We start from the raw sequence: 24291 nt of genomic DNA, 5'->3' as shown, positions 1-24291 counted from the left end.
CCCCGTAAACGGGGCGAAGAGAAGCAATCACAAACCGGTGAAGCTGTAACGAATCTCTCGACCACGACGAATTGAAGCATGACCCCGCAACGGAGACTGCTTCCCATGACCGGATCGACAACAAGGATGGCCCTGCTCGCCGGCGCGATGCTCGCGGCCACGATGGGCGCGGCGACCGCGCAGCCGCTCACCGTGGTCGAGCTGTTCACCAGCCAGGGCTGCTCATCCTGCCCGCCGGCCAACGCCAACCTGATCAAGGTCAAGGACCAGCCGGGCGTGCTGGCGCTGTCGTTCAACGTCACCTATTGGGACTATCTCGGCTGGAAGGACACGTTCGGCCGCAAGGAATTCACGGAACGCCAGGTGACCTACGAGCCGTCGCTCGGCCGTGACGGGCCGTTCACGCCGCAAGTGGTGGTGAACGGCAGAAGCGACGGCGTGGGCGCCGCGCCGGGCGAGATCCAGAGCCTGATCGCCCGAAGTCAGACCAGCAAGGGCGGTCGCACGCAGGGGCCGGAGCTTTCGCTTGGGCAGGGCAAGGTCAGCATCGGCGCCGGCAAGGCGCCGGGCGGCGGCGCCGACATCTGGCTGGTGCGCTACACGAGAGGCGTCGTCGAGGTGCCGGTGGCGCGCGGCGAGAACACCGGCCGCACGCTGCCGCACGCCAATGTCGTTCATGCGCTGACCAAGCTCGGCAGCTGGAACGGCACGGCGACGACGCTGCCGCTGCCGGCAGCCGCCGGCGGCTTGAGCACCGCGGTGCTGGTGCAGGCGCCGCGCGGCGGACCGATCCTGGCCGCGGCCGCCAACTGATTTTCCTTCTCTTCGCGCGGGGCCGCATGCGCGGCAACGCTTCACCAGGGCCCGCATGCACGCGCCAAAACCCAAGGAGTACGACCCATGTCCAAGTTCCTCACGCTGCCGGCGCTGGCCTTCGCGCTTTCCGCGTCCGTCTTCGTCGCCGGCGCCCGCGCCGACGACACGGCCAATGCGATGAAGCCCGCCAACGCGATGGCGACCGACGCCATGAAGCCGGCGACGGACGCCATGAAACCCGCCGATGCCATGAAGCCTGATGCGATGAGCACCGAAGCGATGAAGCCCGCGACGGATGCGATGAAGCCGGCGGATGCGATGAAGCCTGCGACGGATGCCATGAAGCCAGCGGACACCACCGCCCAGTAAGGTAAGCTTGCGATCCGCTTGCGTCGCCGGCCTGCGAGGCAATCGCACAGGGCAGCGCAGCCCCCGCTCCGTCTCGGCGCTGCGCGCCGATCCACCTCGCCCCCGCTTTGCGGGGGCGAGGAAACGCCAATCGCGGAGGACGCGGCCTTTGTACGCCTGGGTTCCTCGCCCCCGCCAGAGGCGGGGGAGAGGTGGCTCGGCGAAGCCGAGACGGAGAGGGGGAGCGCCCTCGGCCATTGGCCGCACGGCAAAGTGAGAACCGCTTCGCGGTTTCGATCGTATATAATGAAGCAACAACAGGAGATCAGGACATGAACGGCATAAAGGCAAAGGCCGCGCGGCGATCGCCATTCTTCGCCCGCAGCGCGTTGGCAGTGCTCGGCCTTGCGGCCGTGGCGGCAGCGGCTCTGTGGCAGACACCGGCCCGCTCGGCCGAGGACGCGGTGGTGATCCCGCCGCCGGCTCTGGACGAGAAAGCGGCAAGCGGCACCGAGAAGGCGATCTTCGCCGGCGGCTGCTTCTGGGGCGTGCAGGGCGTGTTCCAGCACGTCAAGGGCGTCAGCAAGGCGGTGTCCGGCTATACCGGCGGCAGCGCCGAAAACGCCGTCTATGAAGTCGTCGGCACCGGCCGCACCGGCCACGCCGAATCCGTCGAGATCACCTACGACCCGTCGAAGGTCACCTACGGCCAGCTGCTGCAGGTCTATTTCTCGGTCGCGCATAATCCGACGCAGTTGAACTACCAAGGGCCGGACCAGGGCACGCAATACCGCTCGACGATCTTCGCCGAGAACGACGAGCAGAAGAAGGTCGCCGAGAGCTATATCGCCCAGCTCGACAAGGCCAAGGTGTTCGGCAAGCCGATCGTCACCACGCTCGAAACCGGCAAGACCTTCTATCCGGCCGAGGATTACCATCAGGACTTCCTGACGCTGAACCCGACCTATCCCTATATCGTCTACAACGACCTGCCCAAGATCGAGAATTTGAAGGCGCTGTTCCCCAAGCTTTACAGCGAGAAGCCGGTGCTGGTGCTGGCCTCCAGCAAGAGCTGAGCGACACCCGCTCGTCGTCATCCACGGGCGGAGCAAGGAGCGCAGCGACGCGCGCAGACCCGAGGATCCATTCCGGGACGTATGAGCGCCGCTACGGTACAGAATTCTGCTCCGCTGCAGCCTTCATAAGGTCACGGAATGGATTCCAGGGTCTGCGCGACGCCGCCTCGCGGCTGCTCCGCCCTGGAATGACGAAGCTGGGATTTTTCGACTGTCAGGTATGTCCGCGGTCGGCAGGCGGCATGCCTTGGCGATTGGTCGAAACGCTCATCGCGATCGTCATCCACGGGCGGAGCAAGGAGCGCAGCGACGCGCGCAGACCCGAGGATCCATTCCGTGACTTCCGAGCGCCGCTCACGGTGCCGAATTCTGCCCGGCTGCATCCTTCGATCAAGGTCGCGGCACGGATTCCAGGGTCTGCGCGGCGCCGCCTCGCGGCTGCTCTGCCCTGGGATGACGAGGCTGGGGTATGTGTCCGCGTTGGGGTGGCATGCCTTGGCGATTGGCCGCAACGCCCATCGCGATCGTCATCCACGGGCGGAGCAAGGAGCGCAGCGACGCGCGCAGACCCGAGGATCCATTCCGTGACGTCCGAGCGCCGCAACGCTGCAGAATTCTGCCCGGCTACATCCTTCGATCAAGGTCCACGGCACGGATTCCAGGGACTGCGCGACGCCGCTTCGCGGCTGCTCCGCCCTGGAATGACGAGGCTGGCTCCGGATGGTAGCAAAACCATCGCCCTTTGTTTTGCTGGCAAACAGAACACAATGTGAAGCAGTTCATAGAATTATACTTGACGCTGCAAAACATTGACATCCGATCTTCTGCCGCCACATAATCATCGCCGTCACTCTTTCGAAAAATCTGTTTCAGCTGATCCGGAGCGCTGCTTCCGGGGCGGATTCTTGTTGGCTGCATTGTTGGGCCGGGCATGCCGGCCGCGCTTCGGGAACGACGACGATGGGGAGGAACGACAGATGGCCATCGACATAAAAGTCTCCGTCTACACCAATGGCGACGACGCCTTCGTCGCCTGGGCACCGAGCGACTTCATCGCCGGGTGCCGGGGTTTTCTGCTCGAGCGCGGCCGCAAGGCCGGCGCGAGCGAGAGGATCGAGCCGGTGGAGAACCGCGTCGGCTTCACCAAGGACAAGCCGAAATCGGGCGACCACAGGCCGTCGGATGTCTGGCCGTTCCAGCGCTTCAACTGGACCGACCATGCGGCCGATGTCGGCAATGTCGTGCGCTACCGGGTGACCGCGATGATGAGCGCCGGACCCGGCAAGCCGCTGACCAAGGGGGTGTCGAGCGACTGGACGGACTGGGCGACGCTCGCCACCGACGCCGGCGGCGGCTTTTCCTGCTACTTCAACCGCGGCCTGGTGCTGTCGCAATTCGTCGCCCGCTACATGGCCAAGAACAAGCTGTCGCCCGCGGCCTTCAAGAAGAGCCTGCAGACCAATGGCGACGCAAAATTCCGCGCTTTCCTCGAAGGCGATCTCGGGCTGCGCATGGTCGGGCTGACGCAGGTCGCCGGCGACGAGCTGCATGCCGCGCTCTACGAGCTCGGCGACGCGACGCTGGAGACGGCGCTGATCGGGCTCGGGCCGCGGCTCCATCTCATCCTCGCCAACGGCTCCGACAAAAGCGGCGACGGCAACAAGGAGGCGCGCAAGAACCTCAACGACCACGGCATCGCGACCATCGACCGGATGCTGAAATCGAAAGGCCTCGGCCACAACAAATTCGTCGTCGCGTCCAAGGACGGCGAGCCGAAGATGGCGTGGACCGGCAGCACCAACTGGAGCACGACCGGCCTGTGCACGCAGGTCAACAACGGCTTGCTGATCGAGGACGCGGCGGTCGCGGCGCATTTCCGCAAGCATTGGGACCTGTTGAAGGACGCCTCGCCGCCCAAGACCGACCCGGCCAATTTCACGCCGGCGCTGATGGCGGACAACGACGCGCCCAAGACTTTCACGGTCGGGACCGCCAAGACGACGGTGTGGTTCACCCGCACCTCGGATGGCGCCGACATGGCGGCGCTGCGCGACGTCATCGCCTCGGCCAAACAGGCGGTGCTGTTCTTGATGTTCACGCCGGGCAAGCAGGGGCTGCACACGCTGGCCGGCCAGCGTGCCAGGGAAAAGGGCATGTATGTGCGCGGTGTGGTCTCGACGCTGAGCGCGGAGGAGGGCGGCACCGATCAGAACTTCCTCGACATCGACCTGGTGAGCAGCGACCGGAAATTCACGCCCGACCGCTATGCGGTGGCGCAGCCGCAGGGCCTCGACGCGCCGCTCGGGCCGTGGATCGCCGAGGTCAACCGGCGGAGCTTCCTGTCGCAGATCGGCCACGCCATCGTGCACTCGAAGATCCTGGTGACCGACCCGCATTCGAACGACTGCGTGGTGGTGACCGGCAGCCATAATTTCTCGGCGCCGGCGAGCGAGAAGAACGACGAGAACCTGGTGATCGTGCGCGGCCACAGGAAGCTTGCCGCCGCCTATGCCACCTATGCGATGTCGGTCTACAGCCATTACCGCTACCGCTCCTACATCCGCGAGATGCGGGCCCAAGGCAGGACGCCGTGGAGCTATCTCGACGACGACGACCAGTGGCTGAAGACCGAGCTCAGGACCAAGGCGCAGGAGATCGCGTTCTGGACGCAGACCTGATTTCCTTCTCCCCGTTCCACGGGCAGAAGGTGTCACGAAGTGACGGATGAGGGGCAGCGCCGGCATCTGCGGCTAACCGCCGACCCATAACTGCCTGACAGGTCAGCGCCGCCCCTCATTGCCCTGCCGGCATTTCTCCTGGCGCGACTGATCGGCCCGAGGCTTGATTGCCAAGTGGTTCCCCCAATCCGTCGCTGCTTCGCAGCGCCACCTTTCCCCCTCCGGAGGGAAAGGAAGGGAGCGTTGCTGGAGGGGCGTTGACGGCAAAAAGCTTGGCGCCCTTCCTCTACCCCGTCGATCGGGGGAGAGGTGGCTCGGCGAAGCCGAGACGGAGTGGGGGTTCGACCAGCGCTACATAAGACAATGCATGCGCCAAGCTGCCATGCACGCTATCGCCAAAGGCCAGCCGCTCGGAAATGTGTGCATGCCGTGGCGTAAATGGGGAGAAAGAATCTGTCGTGGGCGGCGGCGCTCCAGTCGCCGCGGCCGGTATACCTGGTCTGGCAAGGGCCGCCAATTGGGCGCTCCCTGTCCAGAACTGTCAGCAGCAGCGGCGATTGACAGTTGCACCCGGCGGCATCCGACCTATATGAGATCACCTTTTCCAGCCGGCCGTATTTCAGCATGTCATCCATCATCTCGATCTCCGGTGTCACGAAAACCTATGCCACCGGCTTCAAGGCGCTGAAGGAAATCAATCTCGATATCGAGCGCGGCGAGATCTTCGCGCTGCTGGGGCCGAACGGCGCCGGCAAGACGACGCTGATCTCGATCGTCTGCGGTATCGTCAACCGCTCGTCGGGCACTGTCACGGTGGACGGCCACGACATCGGCCGCGACTACCGCGCCGCGCGCAGCCTGATCGGGCTGGTGCCGCAGGAGCTCACCATCGACGCCTTCGAGACGGTCTGGGCCACGGTGAACTACAGCCGCGGCCTGTTCGGCAAGGCGCCCAACGCGGCCTTCGTCGAGAAAGTGCTGCGCGACCTCTCGCTGTGGGACAAGAAGGATTCCAAAGCGATCACCCTGTCGGGCGGCATGAAGCGCCGGCTGATGATCGCCAAGGCGCTGTCGCACGAGCCGCGCGTGCTGTTCCTCGACGAGCCGACGGCCGGTGTCGATGTCGAATTGCGCCAGGACATGTGGGCGATGGTGCGGCGCCTGCGCGAGGACGGCGTCACCATCATCCTCACCACGCATTACATCGAAGAGGCCGAAGCGATGGCCGACCGCGTCGGCGTCATCAACAAGGGCGAGATCATCCTGGTCGAAGGCAAGGCCGAGCTGATGCGCAAGCTCGGCCGCAAGCAGATGAATCTGGAGCTGCGCGCGCCGCTTGCCGCCGTTCCGGACGGGCTTTCGCACTATTCACTGGAGCTGTCGGACGACGGCAACCAGCTCACCTACACCTATGACAACCAGAGTGACCGTCCGGGCGTCGCCTCGCTGATCCGCGACCTCGAGGCGGCCGGCGTCCAGTTCCGCGACCTCGACACCAAGAACAGCTCGCTCGAAGAGATCTTCGTCAATCTTCTGAGGCAAGAGCCATGAACCTGCGCGCGGTATGGGCGATCTACCGGGTGGAGATTGCGCGCGCCTTCCGCACGGTGCTGCAGAGCATCATCTCGCCGGTCATCTCGACATCGCTCTATTTCGTCGTCTTCGGCTCGGCCATCGGCTCACGCATCACCGAGATCGACGGCATCGCCTACGGCGCCTTCATCGTGCCCGGCCTGATGATGCTGTCGCTGTTGACGCAGTCGATCTCCAACGCCTCCTTCGCCATCTATTTCCCGAAATTCGTCGGCTCGATCTACGAGCTTTTGTCGGCGCCGGTCTCTTATCTGGAGATCATCATCGCCTATGTCGGGGGTGCTGCGACCAAGTCGGTCATGCTCGGCCTGATCATCCTGGCCACCGCGGCGCTGTTCGTGCCGCTCAGGATCGAGCATCCCTTCTGGATGGTTGCCTTCCTGGTGCTGACGGCGGTGACCTTCAGCCTGTTCGGCTTCATCATCGGCATCTGGGCAAAGACCTTCGAGCAGCTGCAGCTGGTGCCGCTCTTGATCGTCACGCCGCTCACCTTCCTCGGCGGCAGCTTCTATTCGATCCACATGCTGCCCGGCATCTGGAAGACGATCACGCTGTTCAATCCGGTCGTCTACCTGATCAGCGGGTTCCGCTGGAGTTTTTATGGCAAGGCCGACGTCTCGGTCGGCGTCAGCCTCGGCATGACGGTGATGTTCCTGGCCATCTGCATCGCGATCGTCGCGTGGATATTTAAAACCGGCTACCGGTTGAGAAACTGACGGAGTTCCTCTCCCCATGGCTACGCTATGCACATATTCCGAGCAGCTGGCCTTTGGCGATAGCGTGCACGGCAGCTTGGCGCAAGCATTGTCCAACGTAGCGCTGGTCGACCCCCACTCCGTCTCGGCTTCGCCGAGCCACCTCTCCCCCGATCGACGGGGGAGAGGAAAGGCGCCAAGCTTTTTGCCGTCGACGCTCGTCTAGCAAGGCTCCCTTCCTTTCCCTCCGGAGGGGGGAAAGGTGGCGCTGCGAAGCAGCGACGGATTGGGGGAACCACGTGGCAATCAAGTTTCGGCCTCACCAGTCACTCACAGAAGATGTGTGCATAGGGTAGACGAAGTGGGGAGAGGAAAGAACCTGCTCTAAACCGCCTTGATCAGCCGCAGCAGGCCCAGCATTTCCACGAAGGTCCCTTTGCGGAACGCGATATAGGTCGGCTCCTCGACGCCGTGGAAGCGGCGCTTGAAGGCCGCCTGGCCCTGCAGGTTGAAGCGCGAGCGGTTGACCCAGGGCGAGTTATAGGCGCGCTGGAAGGTGCCGCGCCAGAAGCTCGATTCGGCAAAGCCGCTGGGCTCGATATCGAGCAGCGGCGAGAGGCCGAGCGTCACCTGTGAGACGCCCTCCTCGCGAAAGCGGTCGACGGCGAATTTGGTCAGGCCGATCTCGGCATGTGGCGTCGCATCGACCTGTTTGCGCTTGAAGGAGGTGGTGTAGCCGATGACCTTGCCGTCGCGAAACAACGGATCGAAGTCGAGGATGGCGAGAAGCCGGCCTTCAGGTCCGTGCAGGAGGAAGCGGCGCATGTCGGCGCCGATCTCTTCGGAAAAACGACGGTTGAGGAAACCCATTTCCCAGCGCTTGATGATGCGCTCTTTGCGCCAGTCGGCGGAAAGCTGCTTGATCTCGTCCTGCAGCCCGTCGCCCTTGTCCTCGGTGAGGGTAAAACCCTTCTTCGTCAGCCAGCGCTCGGAATAGCGCACGGTCTCGTTGCGCTTGCCGGAAAAATTATGCGCAGGCAGCGGCAGCCTGGTGTCGATGCCGAGGCGATTGACCTGGTAGCCGAGGCCGGCGAGCACCTTGGCCGTGTCGGCGCCGACCTGGACGAACCAGGGGCTGCCTGCGGCCTCGACGAAGCGCTTGATATAGGCCGGACGGTCGGCCGGGTCCGCCACCGGATCGCCAAGCGCGAAATGATGGCTCATCTTGGTGCCGAAGGCGATGTAGCCGTCGCCATCGCTGAAATAGGACAGTTTCTGCTGCACGGCCGTCGAATAGGCGAGCGAGAAATCGCCGTAACGGCGCACCAGCGCCAGGCGTTCGTCGTCCGTCAGCTCGCGCCGCGGGACCTTGGGCGCCACGGCATCGAGAAGCCTGTCGAAATAGATGCGCAGGGGCGCCATGAGCTCCGCGTGCCAAGAATGGATGACCTGCCGCCCTCAGGTCGCGAATCGCCGGCGCGGCCGATTGCGGCCACGTCGCGCCAGCGCGATATAGGATGCAATTGGCGGCGAATGAAGAGCAAATGTCCCAAAGGGTCCGCTATGGCCCGTCGGCCGCAGAGCGGCAGCGTAGGGTTGAAGCCGCCCCAGCATCGTCATTCTATGGTGGAGCAAAACGAGGCGACGCGGGGCAGACGATAGAATCCATGCTCGTGACTTGGAAGCGCCGCCACGGCGCAGAATTCTGTTCCGTTGCACGCCCTGGGGAAGGTAACGGCAAGGATACCAGGGTCTTCGCGACGGAGCTTCTCTCCTGTTTCGCCCTGCGATTGACGACGTCGGGGAGGCTTGCGCCCAATCCCCGACGTCCGCGACTCAAAGCTGCAACCTCAGCGCGTCACACCGCGATCTTGCCGCCGCCCTGCTTCGTGATCGCAACGACGGACGGCCGCACCGGCATGTCCGGCTTGAAGTCCGGCCAGCGGGTCGACGGATCCTCGTAATAGGACGGGCGGCCGAACCCTTCCCAGTCCTCGCCGCCGTCGCCCGGGTGCTGGACGGCGACGAAAGCTGTCTGGTCATCCGGCGCGAATAGCGGGCCGCACATTTCGGCGCCGATCGGCACGCGGAAGAACAGTTTCGACGTTGCCCGCGCGGCACCCTCGGTATCGACCGCCCAGAGACCGTCGGTGCGGCCAGTGGCCTTCGGGCCCTGGCCGTCAGTGGCGACCCACAGGCGCCCGGCGGAATCGACGGCGCAATTGTCCGGCATGCCGAACCAGCCATGGGCGGTGGTCGCGGTCGAGAAAGTGGCGCCGACATCGGCAACGGACGGATCGCCGCATTTCAACAGCACTTCCCATTTGCCCTTGGTGGCGGCGAAGTCGCCGCCATCCTCGACGATCTCGATGATGTGGCCGAAAGCGTTCTCGGCGCGCGGATTGGCGGCGTCGACCTGCTCGGCCTTGCGCTTGGAATTGTTGGTCAGCATGACATAGACCTTGCCGTTGCCGGCATTGGGCTGGATATCCTCCGGCCGGTCCATCTTGGTGGCGCCGAGCAGGTCGGCGGCGCGCCGCGTCTCGATCAAAACGTCGGCCTGGGAAGCAAAGCCGTTCTCCGCCGTCAGCGGGCCTTGACCGAAAACGATCGGCATCCATTCGACCGAGCCGTCCTCGGCGAATTTGGCCACATGCAACGTGCCGTCATCGAGCAGGTCCAAGTTGGCGGCGCGGTCATTGGGGTTGAACGTGCCCTTGGTGACGAATTTGTAGACATAGTCGAAGCGCTCGTCGTCGCCGAGATAGAAGACGACGCGGCCGTCCTTGGCGACGATCGACTCGGCGCCCTCATGCTTGAAGCGCCCCATGGCGGTGCGCTTCTTCGGGGTCGAGTTCGGATCGCTGACGTCGACCTCGACGATCCAGCCGAAGCGATTGGGCTCGTTCGGCTCCTTGGCAAGATTGAAGCGGTCGTAATGCGCGCCCCACTCATAAGCGCCTTCGGGGATGCCGAGGCGCTTGTAATTGGCGGCTTCCTTGTGGCCCTCCGGCAATTCGCCCGAGAAATAGCCGTGGATGTTCTCCTCGGCCATCACATAGGTGCCCCATGGCGTGACGCCGCCGGCGCAATTGTTGAGCGTGCCGAAGACCTTGGTGCCGGACGGATCGGCATTGGTCTTGACGCGGTCATGACCGGCGACCGGCCCGGCGAGCGCCATCTCGGTTGTCGACATGATGCGGCGGTTGAGCTTGCCGTCGCGCACCACTTGCCATTTGCCGCCTTGCTTGCGGATCTCGACGATGGTGCCGCCATGCGCGGCCATCTCGACATCGACCTGCTCCTTCGAGAGCGGCGCCACCTCGGCCTTCTTCTTGCCGTCCTTCTCGACGACTGACACGATGCCGGGGAACATCAGATGCGGATTGGTGTATTCGTGGTTGACGACCAAAAGGCCGTGCTCGGCCGAGCCGTCGATCGGAATATAGCCGACATAGTCGTTGTTGTAGCCGAACTGTCTTGCCTGGGCTTCGGCCGACTGCTTCAGCGGATCGAAGTCAGGTGAATCGGCAAACAGCGGATCGCCCCAGCGCAACAGCACGTCGGCGTCATAGCCGGGCGCGACATGGTGCTTGTCGTCGATGCCGGCTTCGAGCTCGTCGAACTTGAAGGCCGAAGCCTCAGCGGCGCGCGCCTCGTCGGCCGCAATCAGCGCCAGCGGGCTGACGGTGGCGGCGATGGCCGACACGGCCAGCGACCCCATGAGAAAGCCGCGGCGCGAGGAACGCGCGGCGATGATCTCGCCCATGGTGCGGTTGTCGGTCGGGTTCACCGGCGGGCCGTCATTTTCCTCGAGCTGGCTGGTCCGAAAACGGGTCTCAGGGGTCACGGTCATGAGTTTGTCCTCTGGCTTCTGAGTGGCTGGGGATTTTGACCTTTCGACCCCTAAAGCGCGCCGATCACATTTTCGTGACACTGCCGTGATAGAACCGCAATAGTTGTTTGCCGGCTCGCGGCGGCTTTTGCGACACCCGGCTTCAGTCCCTTGAGCGCCTGCGCTTGGCTGTGGTCAGCTTGACGACATCGCCCGCTTCGGAAACAAGGGCTTACCGGCGTGGCGACGGCGCTTGAAAAAGGGGATGGCGGGTGAGTTTCTGGGGACTGGCGCAGCTCGGCATTTCGACCGTGATATTCCTGCTGGCGGCGATGGCGGCCAAGCAATGGGGGCTGGCGCCGAGCTTGGCCAAGCTGCTTTTGACGCTGGCGCTCTACTCGGCCGGCAATCTGATCATGCTGAGGCTGGTGCGGGAATTCGGCATGTCGGTGTCGTTCAGCCTATCGGCGGTGATCCAGCTTGTCGCGGTCAATGTCGTGGCGATCGCCTTCTTCGGCGAACGGCTCAATGCCTTGCAGGCGATCGGCATGGTGCTGGCGATCGCCGCGGTCGCGCTGATCACGCTCGGGCCCTATATCCAGCGGCTGTAGCTGGACCCGAGGGCCCGAATGAAATCGACCGCCAACGCGCTCCTCAACAGGTTGGAATTCCCGGTGCTGCTGGCCGGGCTGGTGATTGCCGGCGGGCTATGGGGCCTGGTGGAACTCATGGAGGTGGCGCGCGCCACGACCCCGCACGCCTTCGACACGGAAATCCTGCTCGCCTTCCGCCATGCCGGGCAGCCGGACAGTCCGATCGGCCCGCTTTGGCTGGAGGGCGCGGTGCGCGATGTCACCGCGCTGGGCAGCACCGCTGTGCTGGTGCTGATCACGACGGCGACGATCGCCTATCTGCTCCTGATCCGCAGGCCCTCGACAGCCCTGTTCATGTTCGCGGCCGTCGCCGGCGGGCAAGCGCTCTCCAGCCTGCTCAAGCTCGAGGTCGACCGGCCGCGGCCCGATCTCGTCTCGCATCTCGTCACCGAGACCTCGCTCTCATTCCCCAGTGGGCATGCCATGCTGTCGGCCGTGACCTATCTGACGCTAGGCTCGCTGGCGGCCCGCTTCCTGCCGGACCGGACGACCAAGGTCTTCGTGCTCGGCTTTGCTGTGCTCACCACCGTGCTGGTCGGCGCCAGCCGCGTCTATCTCGGCGTGCATTGGCCGTCCGATGTGCTTGCCGGCTGGTGCGCAGGTTTTGCCTGGGCCATGCTGTGCTGGCTTGCGGCGCGGCTGCTGCAGCGACGCAAGGTCGTTAAGGATAGCGAATAACCGATGTCTCATCTACATTAAATGACGCTTGAAACATCACTATGCTTGTATTATCCATTGATATCGCAGACTCAGACAAAGGTTCTGGCCGATGATCACTGCTGCGCAGATGCGCGCCGCAAGGGCGTTGGCCGGTATCGACCAGCGAACGCTTGCCGAGCGCGCCGGCGTTTCGCTTCCGACGATACAGCGTATGGAAGCGAGCGAGGGCGTCGTGCGAGGCGTCGTCGACACGCTGATGAAGGTCATCCATGCCCTCGATGAGGTCGGGGTGGAATTGATCGGCGAGAACCAGACCAGCGAACGCGGCGGCAGGGGCGTGCGCCTCAAGGCCACCGTGGCGCAGAACCCGCAGGGCTGAGCCGCAACCGCATCCGCCTCGGGAACCGTTACCGGTTTTCGGGCAGCGATGCGGCGTCGCAACGGTTTATCGCGACGGCGACCGCCGACATCCAGCCGACGATCCCGCCGCCCTGTGGAGCGGAAGCAGTTCATGGATCAGGCGCGGCGGGCAATTCACCACCAAGCACGGCCGACCTTCGCCGAGCTGTTCACACCAAAGCTGGTGACGGTGCTGCGCGAGGGCTACCACCTCAAGCAGCTGAGGGCGGATGTGATCGCCGGCCTGACAGTCGCCATCGTGGCGTTGCCGCTGTCGATGGCGATCGCGATCGCCTCGCATGTGGAGCCCGAGCGCGGACTGTTTACGGCGATCATCGGCGGTTTCATCGTCGGCGCGCTCGGCGGCAGCCGTTTCCAGATCGGCGGGCCCGCCGGCGCCTTCATCGTGGTCGTGGCCTCGACGGTCGACCGGCACGGTGTCGACGGGCTGATCCTGGCAATGCTCATAGCCGGCGTCTTCCTGCTCGCGGCCGGCTATCTGAGGCTCGGCGCCTATGTGAAGTTCATTCCGTATCCGGTGACGGTGGGTTTCACCGCGGGCATCGCCGTCATCATCCTGTCCAGCCAGTTGCACGACCTGTTCGGCCTGACGCTGCCGGGCAAGGAGCCAGGCGACCTGCTGCCGCGGCTTATCGCGCTCGGCAAGGCGGCCCGAACGGCAAACCCGGCGGCCATTGCGCTCGCCGCGCTGACGATAGGGATCATCGTGGCCATGAAGCGCTGGCGCCCTTCGTGGCCGGGCCTCCTGATCGCGGTGGCGGCGGCCTCGCTGGCGACGACGCTTCTCGGTCTTCCCGTAGAGACGATCGGAACGCAATTCGGTGGCATTCCGCGGATGTTGCCGGATCCGGCTCTTCCGGCGCTGGATGCGCAGAAGCTCGTCTCCGTGGTGCCCGACGCAATTTCCTTCGCTCTGCTCGGAGCAATCGAATCGCTGCTTTCCGCCGTGGTCGCGGACGGTATGACCGGACGACGGCACCGCTCCAACTGCGAACTGGTGGCACAGGGCATCGCCAATATCGGCTCGGCGCTGTTCGGCGGGATCTGCGTGACTGGCCTGATCGCGCGCACGGCGACCAACATCCGCGCGGGCGCGCATGGACCGTTGTCGGGAATATTCCATTCCGCCTTCCTGCTGCTGTTCATGCTGGTGGCTGCGCCGCTTGCCAGCTACATCCCGCTGGCGGCGCTTGCCGGGGTGCTGGCCACGGTGGCCTGGAACATGGTGGAGAAGCCCGCCTTCCTGGCGCTGATCCGATCGTCCTGGGGCGACGCCCTGGTGCTTCTGGTCACCTTCGGACTTGTCATCTTCCGCGACCTCACCACCGGCATCGTGGTCGGCTTTGCGCTGGGCGCTCTGCTGTTCATCGGGCGGATGGCGCGTTCGGTCGAGGTGGAGGCACATGTCCCGCCGGTGACGGAGGACCGCGCCGACGCCGCAAATGGCGGGCGCGTTGCCTATGACCTCGCCGCCGCCACCGATCCGGATACCGTCATCTATCGCATATCGGGGGCGTTCTTCTTCGGCGCTGCGGCAACGATCGCGACCGTGCTGGACCGTATCGCCGACCAGCACAGGAACTTCATCCTCGATTGCTCGGCTGTGCCCTTCCTCGATTCGACCGCGGCAAACGTCATCGAAAGCACGGCGAACAACGCAAGGCGCGCCGGAGGACGCTTCATCATCGCGGGCGCCTCGTCGCAAGTCAGGCGCACCCTGATAAGCCATGGCGTCAAGCGGCCGCTGGTGACCTATGCAGCCTCGATCCGTGACGCGCGGGCGCAGCTGGGCGGAAAAGCGGAGACGGCGTAGGCGCCCTGCTCAAACGGTCGCTTCGATCGGCTCGGCAAGCTTGGGGCTGGCCCGTGCGGCGATCAGGCAGCCGGCGACGATGAGACATGCGCCCGCCAGCGTGGTCCAGGCCACCTTCTCGCCGAAGAAGAACCAGCCGAGCGCGATCGCCCAGATGAAGGCCGAGTATTCTGTCGGGATGAGATATTGCGCTTCGGCACGGGCGTAGGACCAACTCATCAGGAATTGCCCGGCGAGCGACAGCATCGCCACGCCTGCCAAGGGAAGCCAAAGTTCTCTCGGCAGCGCAACCGCAAGCCAAGGCGCCGCGCAACCCAGGATGATCCCGACGAAGATATTCTGGAACAGCATGATCTCGACCGGCTTGGCCAGAAGCGCCTGTCGCCGGGCGAGAATCAGATTGTAGCCGTAGAAGACCGTCGATACGAGCACGGCGACCGTGCCCAAAAGCGCATCCTGCGAATGGCCTGCCTGCCCGAACTGGCCGGCCAGTATGATCAAGACGCCCGCGATGCCGGCCAGCGACGCCCACACCGCCTGCCGCCTAATGCGCTCGCCCAGCAACAATGCGGCGAGGAAAAGCGCAAACAACGGCGCGACGAAGCTCAGGCCTATGGCCTCGGCGAGCGGCAGCCTGGCGAGGCCCCAGAAGAACGAGACTAGGACGATGCCGACAATGACGGCGCGCAGCGCATGCAGACCGAGCACCGGGAGGGTCGGTTTCGAGCGTGGCCCCGTCGACCAGGCCGCGCCCGCGACCACGGTCGCGACCATGCTGCGCCATAGCACCGTATTGTAGACGCCGACCGCGATGACCAGCGACTTCATCGCCGCATCCATGCCCGACAGCAGGAAGATCGCCAGCGCGCAGACGAGCACCGGGATCGTCGGTGAAACGGCGCCGTTCAGGCTGGATGTCTTCACGGCTTTGCTCACATGAGGGTTACCGCCGAATAGTCCGGAGCGGGTGGCGAAACCAGATGGCAGCCGCACCGACATGGCGGTCCAATATCGAGCGGCGAGGCGAAAAGCTCGCCTCATCGCTGAGTGCCGAGATGCGAAACGCTGTCCCGCCGGCGTTGCAATGCTCTCCGCCACGACATGCTTAATCCATTGACAGCGCCGCGACCTCGCCCTCGCCCATCAACGGCATATAGATGGTCGCATTACCGTCCGTGCCGATATCGGCGCTGCCCGGCTTGAACTGCGCTACCACCGTCGGCGCGCCGCCGGGCTTGTAGCTGTAGAGCGTGCCGGTCATGTAGGCGGTGGCGTAGATGGTGTCGCCAATGGCGATGACGCCGTCGAGATCGGCGAATTTTTGGGCCCCGGGCAGCGGCGTGATCTTCTTCGTGGCAAGGTCGACCGACAGCAGGCCGCCGGGCTCGGCGGTGCTGAAATCGGTCCTGTTGATGCCCTTGCCCCAGGACGCGGCGATCAGCCTGCCGCCATCGGCGAACACGCCATTCGGCGAGGCGAGCAGCGCATCCTTGACGAACAGCTCCGGCCTGTCGCCGTCGATGCGGTAGATCGTGTCGGCCAGCATGTCGCTGACATAGACCTTGCCGGCACTGTCGGCGGTCATGTCGTTGAGAAAAACGGCGCCGGGCACATCGATGGTCTCGACCAGTCTGCCGCTGGCGAGATCGACGACGCGCACCTTGGTGATGTCGGCGGCGTAGAGCTTGCCGCCGGCGATCGCCATGCCCTTGGGCGCGTCCATGCCGTCCACCCAGCGGCGAGAGATGACCTTGCCGTCCATCGACAAGAGCGACAAATAGCCATTGCCGTCCGCCGCGCCCGGATTGCCGACGATGTTGGAGACGATGATGCGGTTGTGGGCGGCATCGACCAGCGCGGATTCCGGCTGCTCGAAGCCGGTGGCCCGCCAGAGCTCGCCGGCCTGCACGGCGGACACAGCGCCGATGGCGGCGAAGACGGTTGAAGCGATGAGGTGTTTCATGGGTGCTCTCCGGTGATGACGGCAGAGAGCTAGGGTTTTCGATACTTTCCTGGAAGCCGGAACGAGACTAGTATCGCAATTCAATACGAATTCGCGCGAACGAGGTGCATTCCATGAACGGTCCGATCTTCGAGGCGCTGAAACGGACGCTGAAGGCCAAGGGCCTGACCTACCGGACGCTGGCCGAGCGCATGGGCGTTTCCGAGCCGACGGTGAAGCGCATCTTCCATGAGAAGAACTGCAAGCTCGACCGGCTGATGGAGATCTGCGCCGCCGCCGATGTCGAGCTGGAGAACGTTCTCGGCGCAATGAACCGCGGGCCGGGTCCGGCCAACCGCATCGCGCCGGAGATCGAGCGCCGGCTGGCGGCGCGGCCGGCGCTGCTCTTCGTCTTCGTCATGCTGTCGGAGAAGTTCACGCCCGAAGGCATCATGCGCTCGCAAGGCCTGAGCGAAGCTTCGATGTTCCTCTACCTGCGCGACCTCGAGGAGCTCGGGCTGGTGGCGCTGGGGCGCGGCCTGTCGGCAAGGCTACTGATCGACGCGCCGATCCAGTGGGATTTCGAGGGGCCGCTGAAGCCACATTTCGAGATGACCAACAAGAACTTCATCGGCTGGGCGATCGGCCATATGGAGCAGGCCGCGACCTTCATCAGCTTTTCCAGGCGCATGCGGCCGGAAACGGCCGAGATGCTGCGCCGCGAGGCCGAGGAGCTCGCCGAACGCGCCAGGCTGCTTGCCCATCACGACCAGCACACCACGCCCGAAGACCAGCTCACCGGCTACAAATGGACCTTCGCCTTCGGCGCGACGCCGTTTCCGGCGATCATGCCGATCGGGCCGCATCCGAGGGATGCGGGCGCCAGGGCGGCGAAGGAGAAACGAGCGCTGCCGGCGTAGCGCTGCCCTTCTCCCCTTGTGGGAGAAGGTGGATCGGCGCGCAGCGCCGAGACGGATGAGGGGTGTTCCAGCTTGGCCGAAGCGCTCGTCCAAAGCCGCAATCGCCAACGCCTCGTTCCCTGGAGCACCCCTCATCCGGCCGCTTCGCGGCCACCTTCTCCCACAAGGGGAGAAGGAGACACGCCGCGCTAAGCCGCCTTCGCTTCTTCTCGCAGTCCAGAAAGATCGTCCCGCGCCTTGCGGGCCAATCTCCTGGCCGAGCGCTTGGGGCTGTCGCCGAACAGCTCGGCGGCATCGGCAAGGCAGGCCTTGGCCAGGCTCTTTTCGGCACGTTTCAGCAGCTTGCGCAGAAGCTTCGTCTCGTCGGCGGGGCCGAGCGGCTCGCCTTCGGCGTCGAGCAGGGCGCAGATGACGAAGACGTCGTGCAATTCGCCGAGCTGCTCGCCGAGCCTGTCGACCGCCTTGCGGCGCGCCTTGATCGGCGTCGGCCACAGGCGGCCGAGCAGCGACAGATGCATGGCGTGGGTCTTTGCCGCTTTGCGCAGGTCGTGAAAATCGTCGGCCGCGCCGCGTGATTCCGCCTTGTCCAGCGCCTTCTTCGCCCGCCGCAAGGTGGCGCGGGCGCCGTCGGCCAATATGTCGGCCGCCTGCTCCGGCTGGTCGGGCAAAGTCAGCCTGTCGATGCGCTCCAGGCCTTCCCGGCATGCGGCGATCGCCGCATTGATGGCCGCGTCGAGGCTCGGACCGGCGTGGAGCTCGTGCTGTCGCAGCACCAGCCGCTCGCGCACGAGGTCGAGACCGCCGCCTGCCGATTGTTCCGGAAAGGCATCGGCCAAGCGGTCGACGGTCTCGATCAAGGCGGTCGCCTCGCGCGGGCCGGCCAGCAGCGCCGACACCTGCTTATAACATTCATTCTCGGTCTGGCAGAACGGTTCGTTCCCGGAACGAACCAGGCGTAGCAAGGCGCGCACGCTTTTCAGCCGTTTGCGGCATTTGTGCAGTCCCTGCTCCGGTTTCTCGCGCGCCATCTCGAGATGAGCGACTGCCTTGCCGATCTCGTCGGCCAATATGCGCCTGACCTCGCCGGTCAGCGGCAAGCGCGGATCGATGCGGAAGCTCATGCGGCGATCTCCGGAATCCCCCCGAGGGCCAGCGACGCGTTGTAGAACCTCGACTCGCCGGTGACCTCGCGACCGAGCCAGTCGGGCAGCATTTCGTCAGATACGTCCTCCGGCGTCTCCAGCTCCGCGATCACCAGCCCCGCGAGCTTTCCGCCGAAAACATCGACTTCATAGAGATAGCCGCGGTGTCTAACATGGTGGCGTGTCTTCTCGATGACACGTCCGACGGCGAACGCCATCAATTCCTCGGCCTCGGCAAGCGGGATCGAATATTCGAATTCGTCGCGCTCGCGCGCCCTGTCGCCGAACTTCAGCGTCAGCTTGGCGGAGCGCCCGTCGCTGATGCGCACCCGCACCGTGCGGCCGGGCTGCGCGGCGACATAGAATTGACGAATGCGGATTTCCGCCTCGACCTCACCGCGCCAGGCGGGACTGGAGACCAGGAATTTGCGCTCGACTTCCTTGCTCATGGCCGGGCACTAAAGCCTGTGAGGGCCAGGAAGGCAAGCCGAGTCGAGGCCAAATTTGACTTTAATCAATCGATTGATTAAAGTGTAGGTATGAACAAACGATCAATCGCAAGAAGGCCGCAGCGCGAGGTCGGCACCGCCGATCAAACGCGCGCGGCGCTTGTCCACGCGGCGCTCAGGCTGTTCGGGCGAAAGGGTTTCGACGGCACCTCGACGCGGCAGATCGCGGCCGAGGCCAAGGCCAATATCGGTTCCATCGCCTATCATTTCGGCGGCAAGGAGGGCCTGCGCGCCGCCGCTGCCGACTTCATCGTCGACACCATCCAGGGAATTGCCGGCCAGGCGCTGGGCGGCGTGCAAGCAACGGCTCCCCTGGACCCGGAAGCAGCCCGGGCGCAGCTTTTCGCGGCGCTCGAGCGGATGGTGGGTTTCGTCGTGGCCAGTCCGCAGGCCGGCGAGATCGTACAATTCGTACTTCGCGAGCTCTCGCATCCGACCGCCGCGCTCGACCGCATCTATGCCGGCGTGTTCGAGCCGACGCACCGGCGGCTGTGCCAGGTCTGGGAACACGCGACCGGCGAGCCGGCCGAGAGCGAAGCGACCAAGCTCACCGTCTTCACCATGATCGGCCAGGTCATCTATTTCCGCATCGGCCGCGAGGCGGTGATGCGCCGGATGGGTTGGCGCGACATCGGCAATGAAGAGGCCGCCAAGGTGGTGGCGGTCGCAACCGACAACCTCAGGGCAATGCTGGCCGCGCGGGGGGCCGCCGGCAAGAAGGGCAAATCATGAGCTTTCTTTGTTCGCTGCCGCTCGCGGCCCAATTGTTCGGCGCCTGCGCGCCGGCCGCACCTTTGGCCGTCGGCTATGTCGAAGGCGAATATGTGCTGATGGCGCCGATCGAAGTGGCCCAGGTGGCGACGGTGTCGGTTCGGCGCGGCGACCGCGTTGAGAACGGCACGGCGGTGGCGACGCTGGAAGACGCCGACGCCAAGATCGAGGTTGCGCAGGCTAAAGCCGCGCTTGCGCAGGCACAGGCGCAGCTTGCCGACCTTCAGGTCGGCAAGCGCCCCGAGGAAATCGCCGTGCTCAAGGCCGAGGTCGACATGGCCAAAGCCCAGGCGGCCGACGCCAAGCGCAAATACGACCGCGCCAGCGACCTCTACAAGCGCGGCACCGGCACCCAGGCCGACTACGACACCGCCTCGGCTTCGCTGGAGACCGCCAACGCCCAGGTCGGCCAGGCGGAAGCCAATCTCGCCGTCGGCAATCTGCCTGCGCGGGCCGAGACCATCAAGGCCGCCGACAACCAGGTCAAGCAGGCGCGGTCGACCCTTGAGCAGGCCGAGTGGCGGCTGTCGAAGCGGGTGCTGGCGGCGCCCTCGCCTGGCCGCGTCAACGACGTCATCCGCAATCCAGGCGACACAGCCGGGCCGACCGCGCCGGTGATCTCGATGCTGCCGGACGGCGCCGTGAAGCTCAGCGTCTATGTGCCCGAAAGCGCGTTCTCGGCGGTCAAGGTCGGCACCGAGCTCAACGTCCGTTGCGACGGCTGCGGGACGGGACTGAAGGCACGCGTCAGCTATGTCTCGCCCGACCCCGAATTCACGCCGCCGGTGATCTACTCGCTGGAGAACCGGCAGAAGCTGGTCTATCTCGTCGAGGCGCGGCCGGAGGGTGATGCCGGACCGCTGCAGCCCGGCCAGATCGTCGATGTCGATCTTGCGGATCTCGGGCAATGAACGCCATCGACGTTCGCGGCCTGGTCAAGCGCTTCGGCGACAAGACCGTCGTCGACCATGTGACGATGACGGTCGCCGAAGGCGAGATCGTCGGCTTCCTCGGGCCGAACGGCTCGGGCAAGACGACGACCATCCGTATCATGTGCGGGCTTTTGACGCCGGACGAAGGCGACGGCACGGTGCTGGGCTTCGACATCCGCACCGACGCGCTCAAGATCAAGCGCGAAGTCGGCTACATGACGCAGAAATTCTCATTCTACGAGGATTTGACGATCGGCGAGAACCTCGAATTCGTGGCGCGGCTCTACCGGCTGAGGCCGGTCGAGGAGTATGTCTCGCGCACGCTTCAGGATCTCGGCCTGGCCAGCCGCCGCAACCAGTTGGCCGGCACGCTTTCCGGCGGCTGGAAGCAGCGGCTGGCGCTGGCCGCCTGCATCATGCACGAGCCGAAGCTGCTGCTGCTCGACGAGCCGACGGCCGGCGTCGATCCGAAGGCGCGGCGCGAGTTCTGGGACGAGATCCATCGCCTCGCCGGCGGCGGGCTGACCGTGCTCGTCTCCACCCACTACATGGATGAGGCCGAGCGCTGCCACCGCATCAGCTACATCTCCTACGGCAAGATGCTCGCCACCGGCACCGTGGACGAGGTGGTGAAGAATGCCGGGCTGACCACTTTCGTCTTGCAGGGGCCGCGGCTCGACCAGGTGGCCGAGGCGCTGCAAGGCAGGCCCGGCGTCGACCAGGTGGCGCCGTTCGGCGCGACGCTGCATGTCGTCGGCTCCGACAAGGCGGCGCTCGAAAAGGCGCTGGCCGACGTCGAGAAGGAACACAAGGGCGTCACCGTGAAGCCAGGCGAGACCAGCCTCGAGGATGTGTTCATCCAGTTCATGGCGGGCTCGAAGGACAATATGGCATGAAAGCGGTCTTCTCCTTCGCCAGGCTGGGCGCGCTGCTCATCAAGGAATTCATCCAGATGCGGCGCGACCGCATCACCTTCGCTATGATGCTGGGGGTGCCGCTGATCCAGCTGGTGCTGTTCGGTTATGCGATCAACAACGACCCGAAGAGCCTGCCGGCCGCGCTGGTGGCGACCAGCAGCGATCCCTACACGCGGGCGATGGTCTCGGCGCTGCAGACGACGGGCTACTACCGCTTCGACCATGTCGCGCAAAGTGCGGCGGAAGCCGAGTTCCTGATGGCGCGTGGCGACGTCTCCTTCGTCGTCACCATCCCCGCCGATTTCGCGCGCCGCGTCGAGCGCGGCGACAACCCGCAGATCCTGATCGAGGCCGACGCCACCGACCCGGCGGTGGCCAGCGGCGCGATCTCGACGCTGAGCACCGTGGCCGGCCAGGCGCTGCTCAGGGCACAGGGCACTGAGGAAACGGCCAAGGAGGCGGCGCGCGGCCAGCTCGATGTCGTCGTGCACCGGCGCTACAATCCCGAAGGCATCTCGCAATACAACATCGTGCCCGGCCTGCTTGGCGTCATCCTGCAGATGACGATGGTGATGATGACTTCGATCGCGCTGACGCGCGAGACCGAGCGCGGCACGATGGAAAACCTGCTGGCCATGCCGTCGAGCCCGCTGGAGATCATGATGGGCAAGGTGCTGCCCTACCTGGTGGTGGGCGCGGTGCAGGTGGTGGTGGTGCTGGCGGCGGCGAAGCTGCTGTTTGCCATTCCCTTCATGGGGTCGCTGTCGCTGCTGCTGTCGACCGTGCTGGTGTTCGTGCTGTCGCTGGTGCTGCTCGGCTACACGATCTCGACGATTGCGCGCACGCAGATGCAGGCGCTGCAGCTCACCTTCTTCTTCTTCCTGCCCTCGATCATGCTGTCGGGCTTCATGTTCCCCTATCGCGGCATGCCGGGCTGGGCGCAGACCTTTGGCGAGATCTTCCCGCTGACGCATTTTTTGCGCATCACCCGCGCCGTCATGCTGAAAGGGGCAGAGCTGCCGGCGGTGGCGACGGAAGTCGGCTGGCTGGTGGTGTTCGTGGCATTGTTTGCCGGCGTGGCGCTGGTGCGGTTCAGGCGCACGCTGGATTGAGATCACGGAAAATCTTGCGCACAAAAGCCTAAGGCTGGCGGGACAGCGCCCCCCTCTGGCCTGCCGGCCATCTCCCCCACAAGGGGGGAGATCGGACGCCTCGCCGACCGTCGCCAACCTCAAACGTTGCAGAGATGGGCGAGGCGCCGAAACTGCCAATCTCCCCCCTTTGTGGGGGAGATGTCCGGCAGGACAGAGGGGGGCGCGAAGGATCACAACGATTCTCGCGTGCAGGCCGCGCCTCTATGCCGCCGCCATGATCTCCGCATAGGTGCCGAAATCGACATTGCCGCCGGAAAGGATCACGGCAACGCATTTGCCGGCAAGGTCGATCTCGCCGGAGGCGAGCGCGGCAAACGCGACGCAGCCGCCGGGCTCGACCACAAGCTTGAGATGGGCCATGGCGTCGCGCATCGCCTGGGCGGCCGCCTTGTCGGAGACGGCGATGGCGCCGGCGAGATTCCGGCGGTTGATCTCGAAGGTGATGGCGCCCGGCTCGGCGGTGAGCAGCGCATCGCAGATCGAAGTGCGTCCGGGCTCGTTCGCGACCCGCTCGCCCTTGGCCAGCGAGCGGCGCGTGTCGTCGAAATGCTCGGGCTCGACCGCCCAAACTTGCGTGCTCGGCGAAGCATCCTTGACCGCGACGGAAATGCCGCTCGACAGGCCGCCGCCGCCGCAAGGAACGACGACGGCGTCGAGCGCCACGCCGAGCGCTTTCGCCTGCTTCATCAGCTCCAGGCCGATCGTGCCCTGGCCGGCGATGATGGCAGGATCGTCGAAGGGCGGCACCAGCACCATGCCCTTTTCGATATAGGGGCGAACGACCGCCATGCGGTCGTCCTTGAAGCGGTCGAACGGCACCACTTCGGCGCCCATCTTGCGGACATTGCCAACCTTGAGCGCCGGCGCATCGGCCGGCATGGCGATCACCGCCTTGGCGCCGAACATGGCGGCCGAGGCCGCCACGCCTTGCGCGTGGTTGCCGGAGGAGAAGGCGACGACGCCCCGGCCGCGCTCTTCCTCGCTCAGGGTAGACAGCTTGTTATAGGCGCCGCGGATCTTGAAGGAGCCGGTTCGCTGCAGCGTCTCGGGCTTGAACAGAATGCGGCCGCCATAGCGCTCGTTGAGCTCGGGCGATTCGATGAGCGGCGTTTCGACGATCAGGCCGGAAAGCCGCTCGGCGGCGGCGCGGATGTCGGAGATGCCGGGCAGGGTGAGCATGATGGGCCTCGCGGGATGAGCCCCGTCATGGTGCACGCAAACCGAGGCGTTGCGCCAACGAAAAAATGTGATGGAGACAAGGTTTTGGAAGATGCGCCAGCGGCTGTCACCTTCGTCATTCCAGGGCGGAGCAAGGAGCGGAGCGACGCGCGCAGACCCTGGAATCCTGTGTGTTGGTTCTGGTGTATGGTTGAAGTGGGAAGGAGACCGAATGAATCCTGGTCGTCCTTTCGGACAG

22 protein-coding genes are annotated in these 24291 nt (G+C 65.0%); 15 read left to right on the top strand and 7 right to left on the bottom strand.

Annotated features, from left to right (window positions below):
- The first annotated feature begins 105 nt into the window (after positions 1-105).
- The 6 genes from LB523_RS20985 (at position 106) to LB523_RS20960 (ending at position 7227) form a co-directional block, all read left to right on the top strand.
- Complete coding sequence (locus LB523_RS20985) at positions 106-813, top strand: DUF1223 domain-containing protein (RefSeq protein ID WP_224606570.1); 708 nt, start codon at positions 106-108, stop codon at positions 811-813.
- Between the two features lie 87 nt (positions 814-900).
- Positions 901-1185, top strand: coding sequence for a hypothetical protein (locus tag LB523_RS20980; RefSeq protein WP_140845280.1), 285 nt, complete (start codon positions 901-903; stop codon positions 1183-1185).
- A 311-nt stretch (positions 1186-1496) separates the two neighbouring features.
- Positions 1497-2240: a peptide-methionine (S)-S-oxide reductase MsrA gene (msrA, locus tag LB523_RS20975; RefSeq protein WP_140845279.1), complete on the top strand. Its 744-nt coding sequence runs from the start codon at positions 1497-1499 to the stop codon at positions 2238-2240.
- 977 nt (positions 2241-3217) lie between these two features.
- Entirely contained in the window at positions 3218-4918 is a 1701-nt protein-coding gene (locus tag LB523_RS20970; RefSeq protein WP_140845278.1) for a phospholipase D-like domain-containing protein, read from the top strand.
- A gap of 624 nt (positions 4919-5542) precedes the next feature.
- Positions 5543-6469 (top strand): ABC transporter ATP-binding protein, encoded by a 927-nt coding sequence (locus tag LB523_RS20965; RefSeq protein ID WP_095770129.1) that lies wholly within the window; start codon positions 5543-5545, stop codon positions 6467-6469.
- Entirely contained in the window at positions 6466-7227 is a 762-nt protein-coding gene (locus LB523_RS20960; protein WP_224606567.1) for an ABC transporter permease, read from the top strand. The genes LB523_RS20965 and LB523_RS20960 overlap by 4 nt, the downstream gene beginning before the upstream one ends.
- Positions 7228-7590: 363 nt before the next feature.
- Here the strand turns inward: LB523_RS20960 and LB523_RS20955 are convergent, their stop codons facing one another.
- Both LB523_RS20955 and LB523_RS20950 read right to left on the bottom strand, forming a co-directional pair.
- Entirely contained in the window at positions 7591-8628 is a 1038-nt protein-coding gene (locus LB523_RS20955; protein WP_224606564.1) for a phosphatidylglycerol lysyltransferase domain-containing protein, read from the bottom strand.
- A gap of 436 nt (positions 8629-9064) precedes the next feature.
- Entirely contained in the window at positions 9065-11062 is a 1998-nt protein-coding gene (locus LB523_RS20950; protein WP_224606561.1) for a PhoX family protein, read from the bottom strand.
- Positions 11063-11313: 251 nt separating this feature from the next.
- On the opposite strand from LB523_RS20950, the gene LB523_RS20945 reads away from it, so the two are divergent.
- The 4 genes from LB523_RS20945 (at position 11314) to LB523_RS20930 (ending at position 14587) form a co-directional block, all read left to right on the top strand.
- Positions 11314-11652: a hypothetical protein gene (locus LB523_RS20945; RefSeq protein WP_224606559.1), complete on the top strand. Its 339-nt coding sequence runs from the start codon at positions 11314-11316 to the stop codon at positions 11650-11652.
- A gap of 18 nt (positions 11653-11670) precedes the next feature.
- The gene (locus tag LB523_RS20940) at positions 11671-12372 is read left to right on the top strand and encodes a phosphatase PAP2 family protein (RefSeq protein WP_224606557.1); all 702 of its coding nucleotides are present in this window, start codon (positions 11671-11673) and stop codon (positions 12370-12372) included.
- 91 nt (positions 12373-12463) lie between these two features.
- Positions 12464-12733: a helix-turn-helix domain-containing protein gene (locus LB523_RS20935; protein ID WP_095770123.1), complete on the top strand. Its 270-nt coding sequence runs from the start codon at positions 12464-12466 to the stop codon at positions 12731-12733.
- Between the two features lie 132 nt (positions 12734-12865).
- Positions 12866-14587 carry a SulP family inorganic anion transporter gene (locus LB523_RS20930; protein WP_224606555.1) on the top strand — a complete coding sequence of 574 codons (1722 nt, stop codon included), beginning with the start codon at positions 12866-12868 and terminating at the stop codon, positions 14585-14587.
- A gap of 9 nt (positions 14588-14596) precedes the next feature.
- Here the strand turns inward: LB523_RS20930 and LB523_RS20925 are convergent, their stop codons facing one another.
- Positions 14597-15523 carry a DMT family transporter gene (locus tag LB523_RS20925; RefSeq protein WP_224606553.1) on the bottom strand — a complete coding sequence of 309 codons (927 nt, stop codon included), beginning with the start codon at positions 15521-15523 and terminating at the stop codon, positions 14597-14599.
- Positions 15524-15692: 169 nt separating this feature from the next.
- Complete coding sequence (locus tag LB523_RS20920; protein WP_224606551.1) at positions 15693-16550, bottom strand: ATP/GTP-binding protein; 858 nt, start codon at positions 16548-16550, stop codon at positions 15693-15695.
- Positions 16551-16663: 113 nt separating this feature from the next.
- On the opposite strand from LB523_RS20920, the gene LB523_RS20915 reads away from it, so the two are divergent.
- Positions 16664-17449, top strand: a complete 786-nt coding sequence (locus LB523_RS20915; protein WP_224606549.1) for a helix-turn-helix domain-containing protein — start codon at positions 16664-16666, stop codon at positions 17447-17449.
- Between the two features lie 188 nt (positions 17450-17637).
- Here LB523_RS20915 and LB523_RS20910 read toward each other — a convergent pair whose 3' ends face one another.
- On the bottom strand, positions 17638-18570 hold the full coding sequence (locus LB523_RS20910; protein WP_224606546.1) for a CHAD domain-containing protein: 933 nt from the start codon (positions 18568-18570) through the stop codon (positions 17638-17640).
- Positions 18567-19040 carry a CYTH domain-containing protein gene (locus tag LB523_RS20905; protein WP_224606543.1) on the bottom strand — a complete coding sequence of 158 codons (474 nt, stop codon included), beginning with the start codon at positions 19038-19040 and terminating at the stop codon, positions 18567-18569. The genes LB523_RS20910 and LB523_RS20905 overlap by 4 nt, the downstream gene beginning before the upstream one ends.
- 90 nt (positions 19041-19130) lie before the next feature.
- Here LB523_RS20905 and LB523_RS20900 point away from each other — a divergent pair, with 90 nt between their 5' ends.
- The 4 genes from LB523_RS20900 to LB523_RS20885 are packed head-to-tail and all read left to right on the top strand — an operon-like array spanning position 19131 to position 22832.
- The gene (locus LB523_RS20900) at positions 19131-19832 is read left to right on the top strand and encodes a CerR family C-terminal domain-containing protein (RefSeq protein ID WP_224606540.1); all 702 of its coding nucleotides are present in this window, start codon (positions 19131-19133) and stop codon (positions 19830-19832) included.
- Positions 19829-20782, top strand: coding sequence for an HlyD family secretion protein (locus tag LB523_RS20895; protein ID WP_224606536.1), 954 nt, complete (start codon positions 19829-19831; stop codon positions 20780-20782). Before LB523_RS20900 ends, LB523_RS20895 begins: the two co-directional genes overlap by 4 nt.
- Positions 20779-21699, top strand: coding sequence for an ABC transporter ATP-binding protein (locus LB523_RS20890; RefSeq protein ID WP_095770115.1), 921 nt, complete (start codon positions 20779-20781; stop codon positions 21697-21699). The genes LB523_RS20895 and LB523_RS20890 overlap by 4 nt, the downstream gene beginning before the upstream one ends.
- Positions 21696-22832: an ABC transporter permease gene (locus tag LB523_RS20885; RefSeq protein ID WP_224606533.1), complete on the top strand. Its 1137-nt coding sequence runs from the start codon at positions 21696-21698 to the stop codon at positions 22830-22832. The genes LB523_RS20890 and LB523_RS20885 overlap by 4 nt, the downstream gene beginning before the upstream one ends.
- 243 nt (positions 22833-23075) lie before the next feature.
- Here LB523_RS20885 and LB523_RS20880 read toward each other — a convergent pair whose 3' ends face one another.
- A complete protein-coding gene (locus LB523_RS20880) occupies positions 23076-24053 on the bottom strand; it encodes a threonine/serine dehydratase (protein ID WP_224606530.1) in 978 nt (325 codons plus the stop codon).
- Between the last annotated feature and the right edge of the window lie 238 nt (positions 24054-24291).

This window comes from Mesorhizobium sp. ESP-6-4, assembly GCF_020164735.1.
GTDB lineage: Bacteria > Pseudomonadota > Alphaproteobacteria > Rhizobiales > Rhizobiaceae > Mesorhizobium.
This window is presented reverse-complemented; position numbering and strand designations above follow the sequence as displayed.

What these genes read in the sequence shown, in the direction of transcription:
- msrA (WP_140845279.1), top strand. Translation starts at nt 1,497, where the DNA reads ATGAACGGCATAAAGGCAAAGGCCGCGCGGCGATCGCCATTCTTCGCC.
- LB523_RS20980 (WP_140845280.1), top strand. Translation starts at nt 901, where the DNA reads ATGTCCAAGTTCCTCACGCTGCCGGCGCTGGCCTTCGCGCTTTCCGCG.
- LB523_RS20915 (WP_224606549.1), top strand. Translation starts at nt 16,664, where the DNA reads ATGAACGGTCCGATCTTCGAGGCGCTGAAACGGACGCTGAAGGCCAAG.
- LB523_RS20965 (WP_095770129.1), top strand. Translation starts at nt 5,543, where the DNA reads ATGTCATCCATCATCTCGATCTCCGGTGTCACGAAAACCTATGCCACC.
- LB523_RS20940 (WP_224606557.1), top strand. Translation starts at nt 11,671, where the DNA reads ATGAAATCGACCGCCAACGCGCTCCTCAACAGGTTGGAATTCCCGGTG.
- LB523_RS20880 (WP_224606530.1), bottom strand. Translation starts at nt 24,053, where the DNA reads ATGCTCACCCTGCCCGGCATCTCCGACATCCGCGCCGCCGCCGAGCGG.
- LB523_RS20930 (WP_224606555.1), top strand. Translation starts at nt 12,866, where the DNA reads ATGGATCAGGCGCGGCGGGCAATTCACCACCAAGCACGGCCGACCTTC.
- LB523_RS20960 (WP_224606567.1), top strand. Translation starts at nt 6,466, where the DNA reads ATGAACCTGCGCGCGGTATGGGCGATCTACCGGGTGGAGATTGCGCGC.
- LB523_RS20950 (WP_224606561.1), bottom strand. Translation starts at nt 11,062, where the DNA reads ATGACCGTGACCCCTGAGACCCGTTTTCGGACCAGCCAGCTCGAGGAA.
- LB523_RS20935 (WP_095770123.1), top strand. Translation starts at nt 12,464, where the DNA reads ATGATCACTGCTGCGCAGATGCGCGCCGCAAGGGCGTTGGCCGGTATC.
- LB523_RS20920 (WP_224606551.1), bottom strand. Translation starts at nt 16,550, where the DNA reads ATGAAACACCTCATCGCTTCAACCGTCTTCGCCGCCATCGGCGCTGTG.
- LB523_RS20955 (WP_224606564.1), bottom strand. Translation starts at nt 8,628, where the DNA reads ATGGCGCCCCTGCGCATCTATTTCGACAGGCTTCTCGATGCCGTGGCG.
- LB523_RS20890 (WP_095770115.1), top strand. Translation starts at nt 20,779, where the DNA reads ATGAACGCCATCGACGTTCGCGGCCTGGTCAAGCGCTTCGGCGACAAG.
- LB523_RS20905 (WP_224606543.1), bottom strand. Translation starts at nt 19,040, where the DNA reads ATGAGCAAGGAAGTCGAGCGCAAATTCCTGGTCTCCAGTCCCGCCTGG.
- LB523_RS20900 (WP_224606540.1), top strand. Translation starts at nt 19,131, where the DNA reads ATGAACAAACGATCAATCGCAAGAAGGCCGCAGCGCGAGGTCGGCACC.
- LB523_RS20985 (WP_224606570.1), top strand. Translation starts at nt 106, where the DNA reads ATGACCGGATCGACAACAAGGATGGCCCTGCTCGCCGGCGCGATGCTC.
- LB523_RS20970 (WP_140845278.1), top strand. Translation starts at nt 3,218, where the DNA reads ATGGCCATCGACATAAAAGTCTCCGTCTACACCAATGGCGACGACGCC.
- LB523_RS20895 (WP_224606536.1), top strand. Translation starts at nt 19,829, where the DNA reads ATGAGCTTTCTTTGTTCGCTGCCGCTCGCGGCCCAATTGTTCGGCGCC.
- LB523_RS20885 (WP_224606533.1), top strand. Translation starts at nt 21,696, where the DNA reads ATGAAAGCGGTCTTCTCCTTCGCCAGGCTGGGCGCGCTGCTCATCAAG.
- LB523_RS20910 (WP_224606546.1), bottom strand. Translation starts at nt 18,570, where the DNA reads ATGAGCTTCCGCATCGATCCGCGCTTGCCGCTGACCGGCGAGGTCAGG.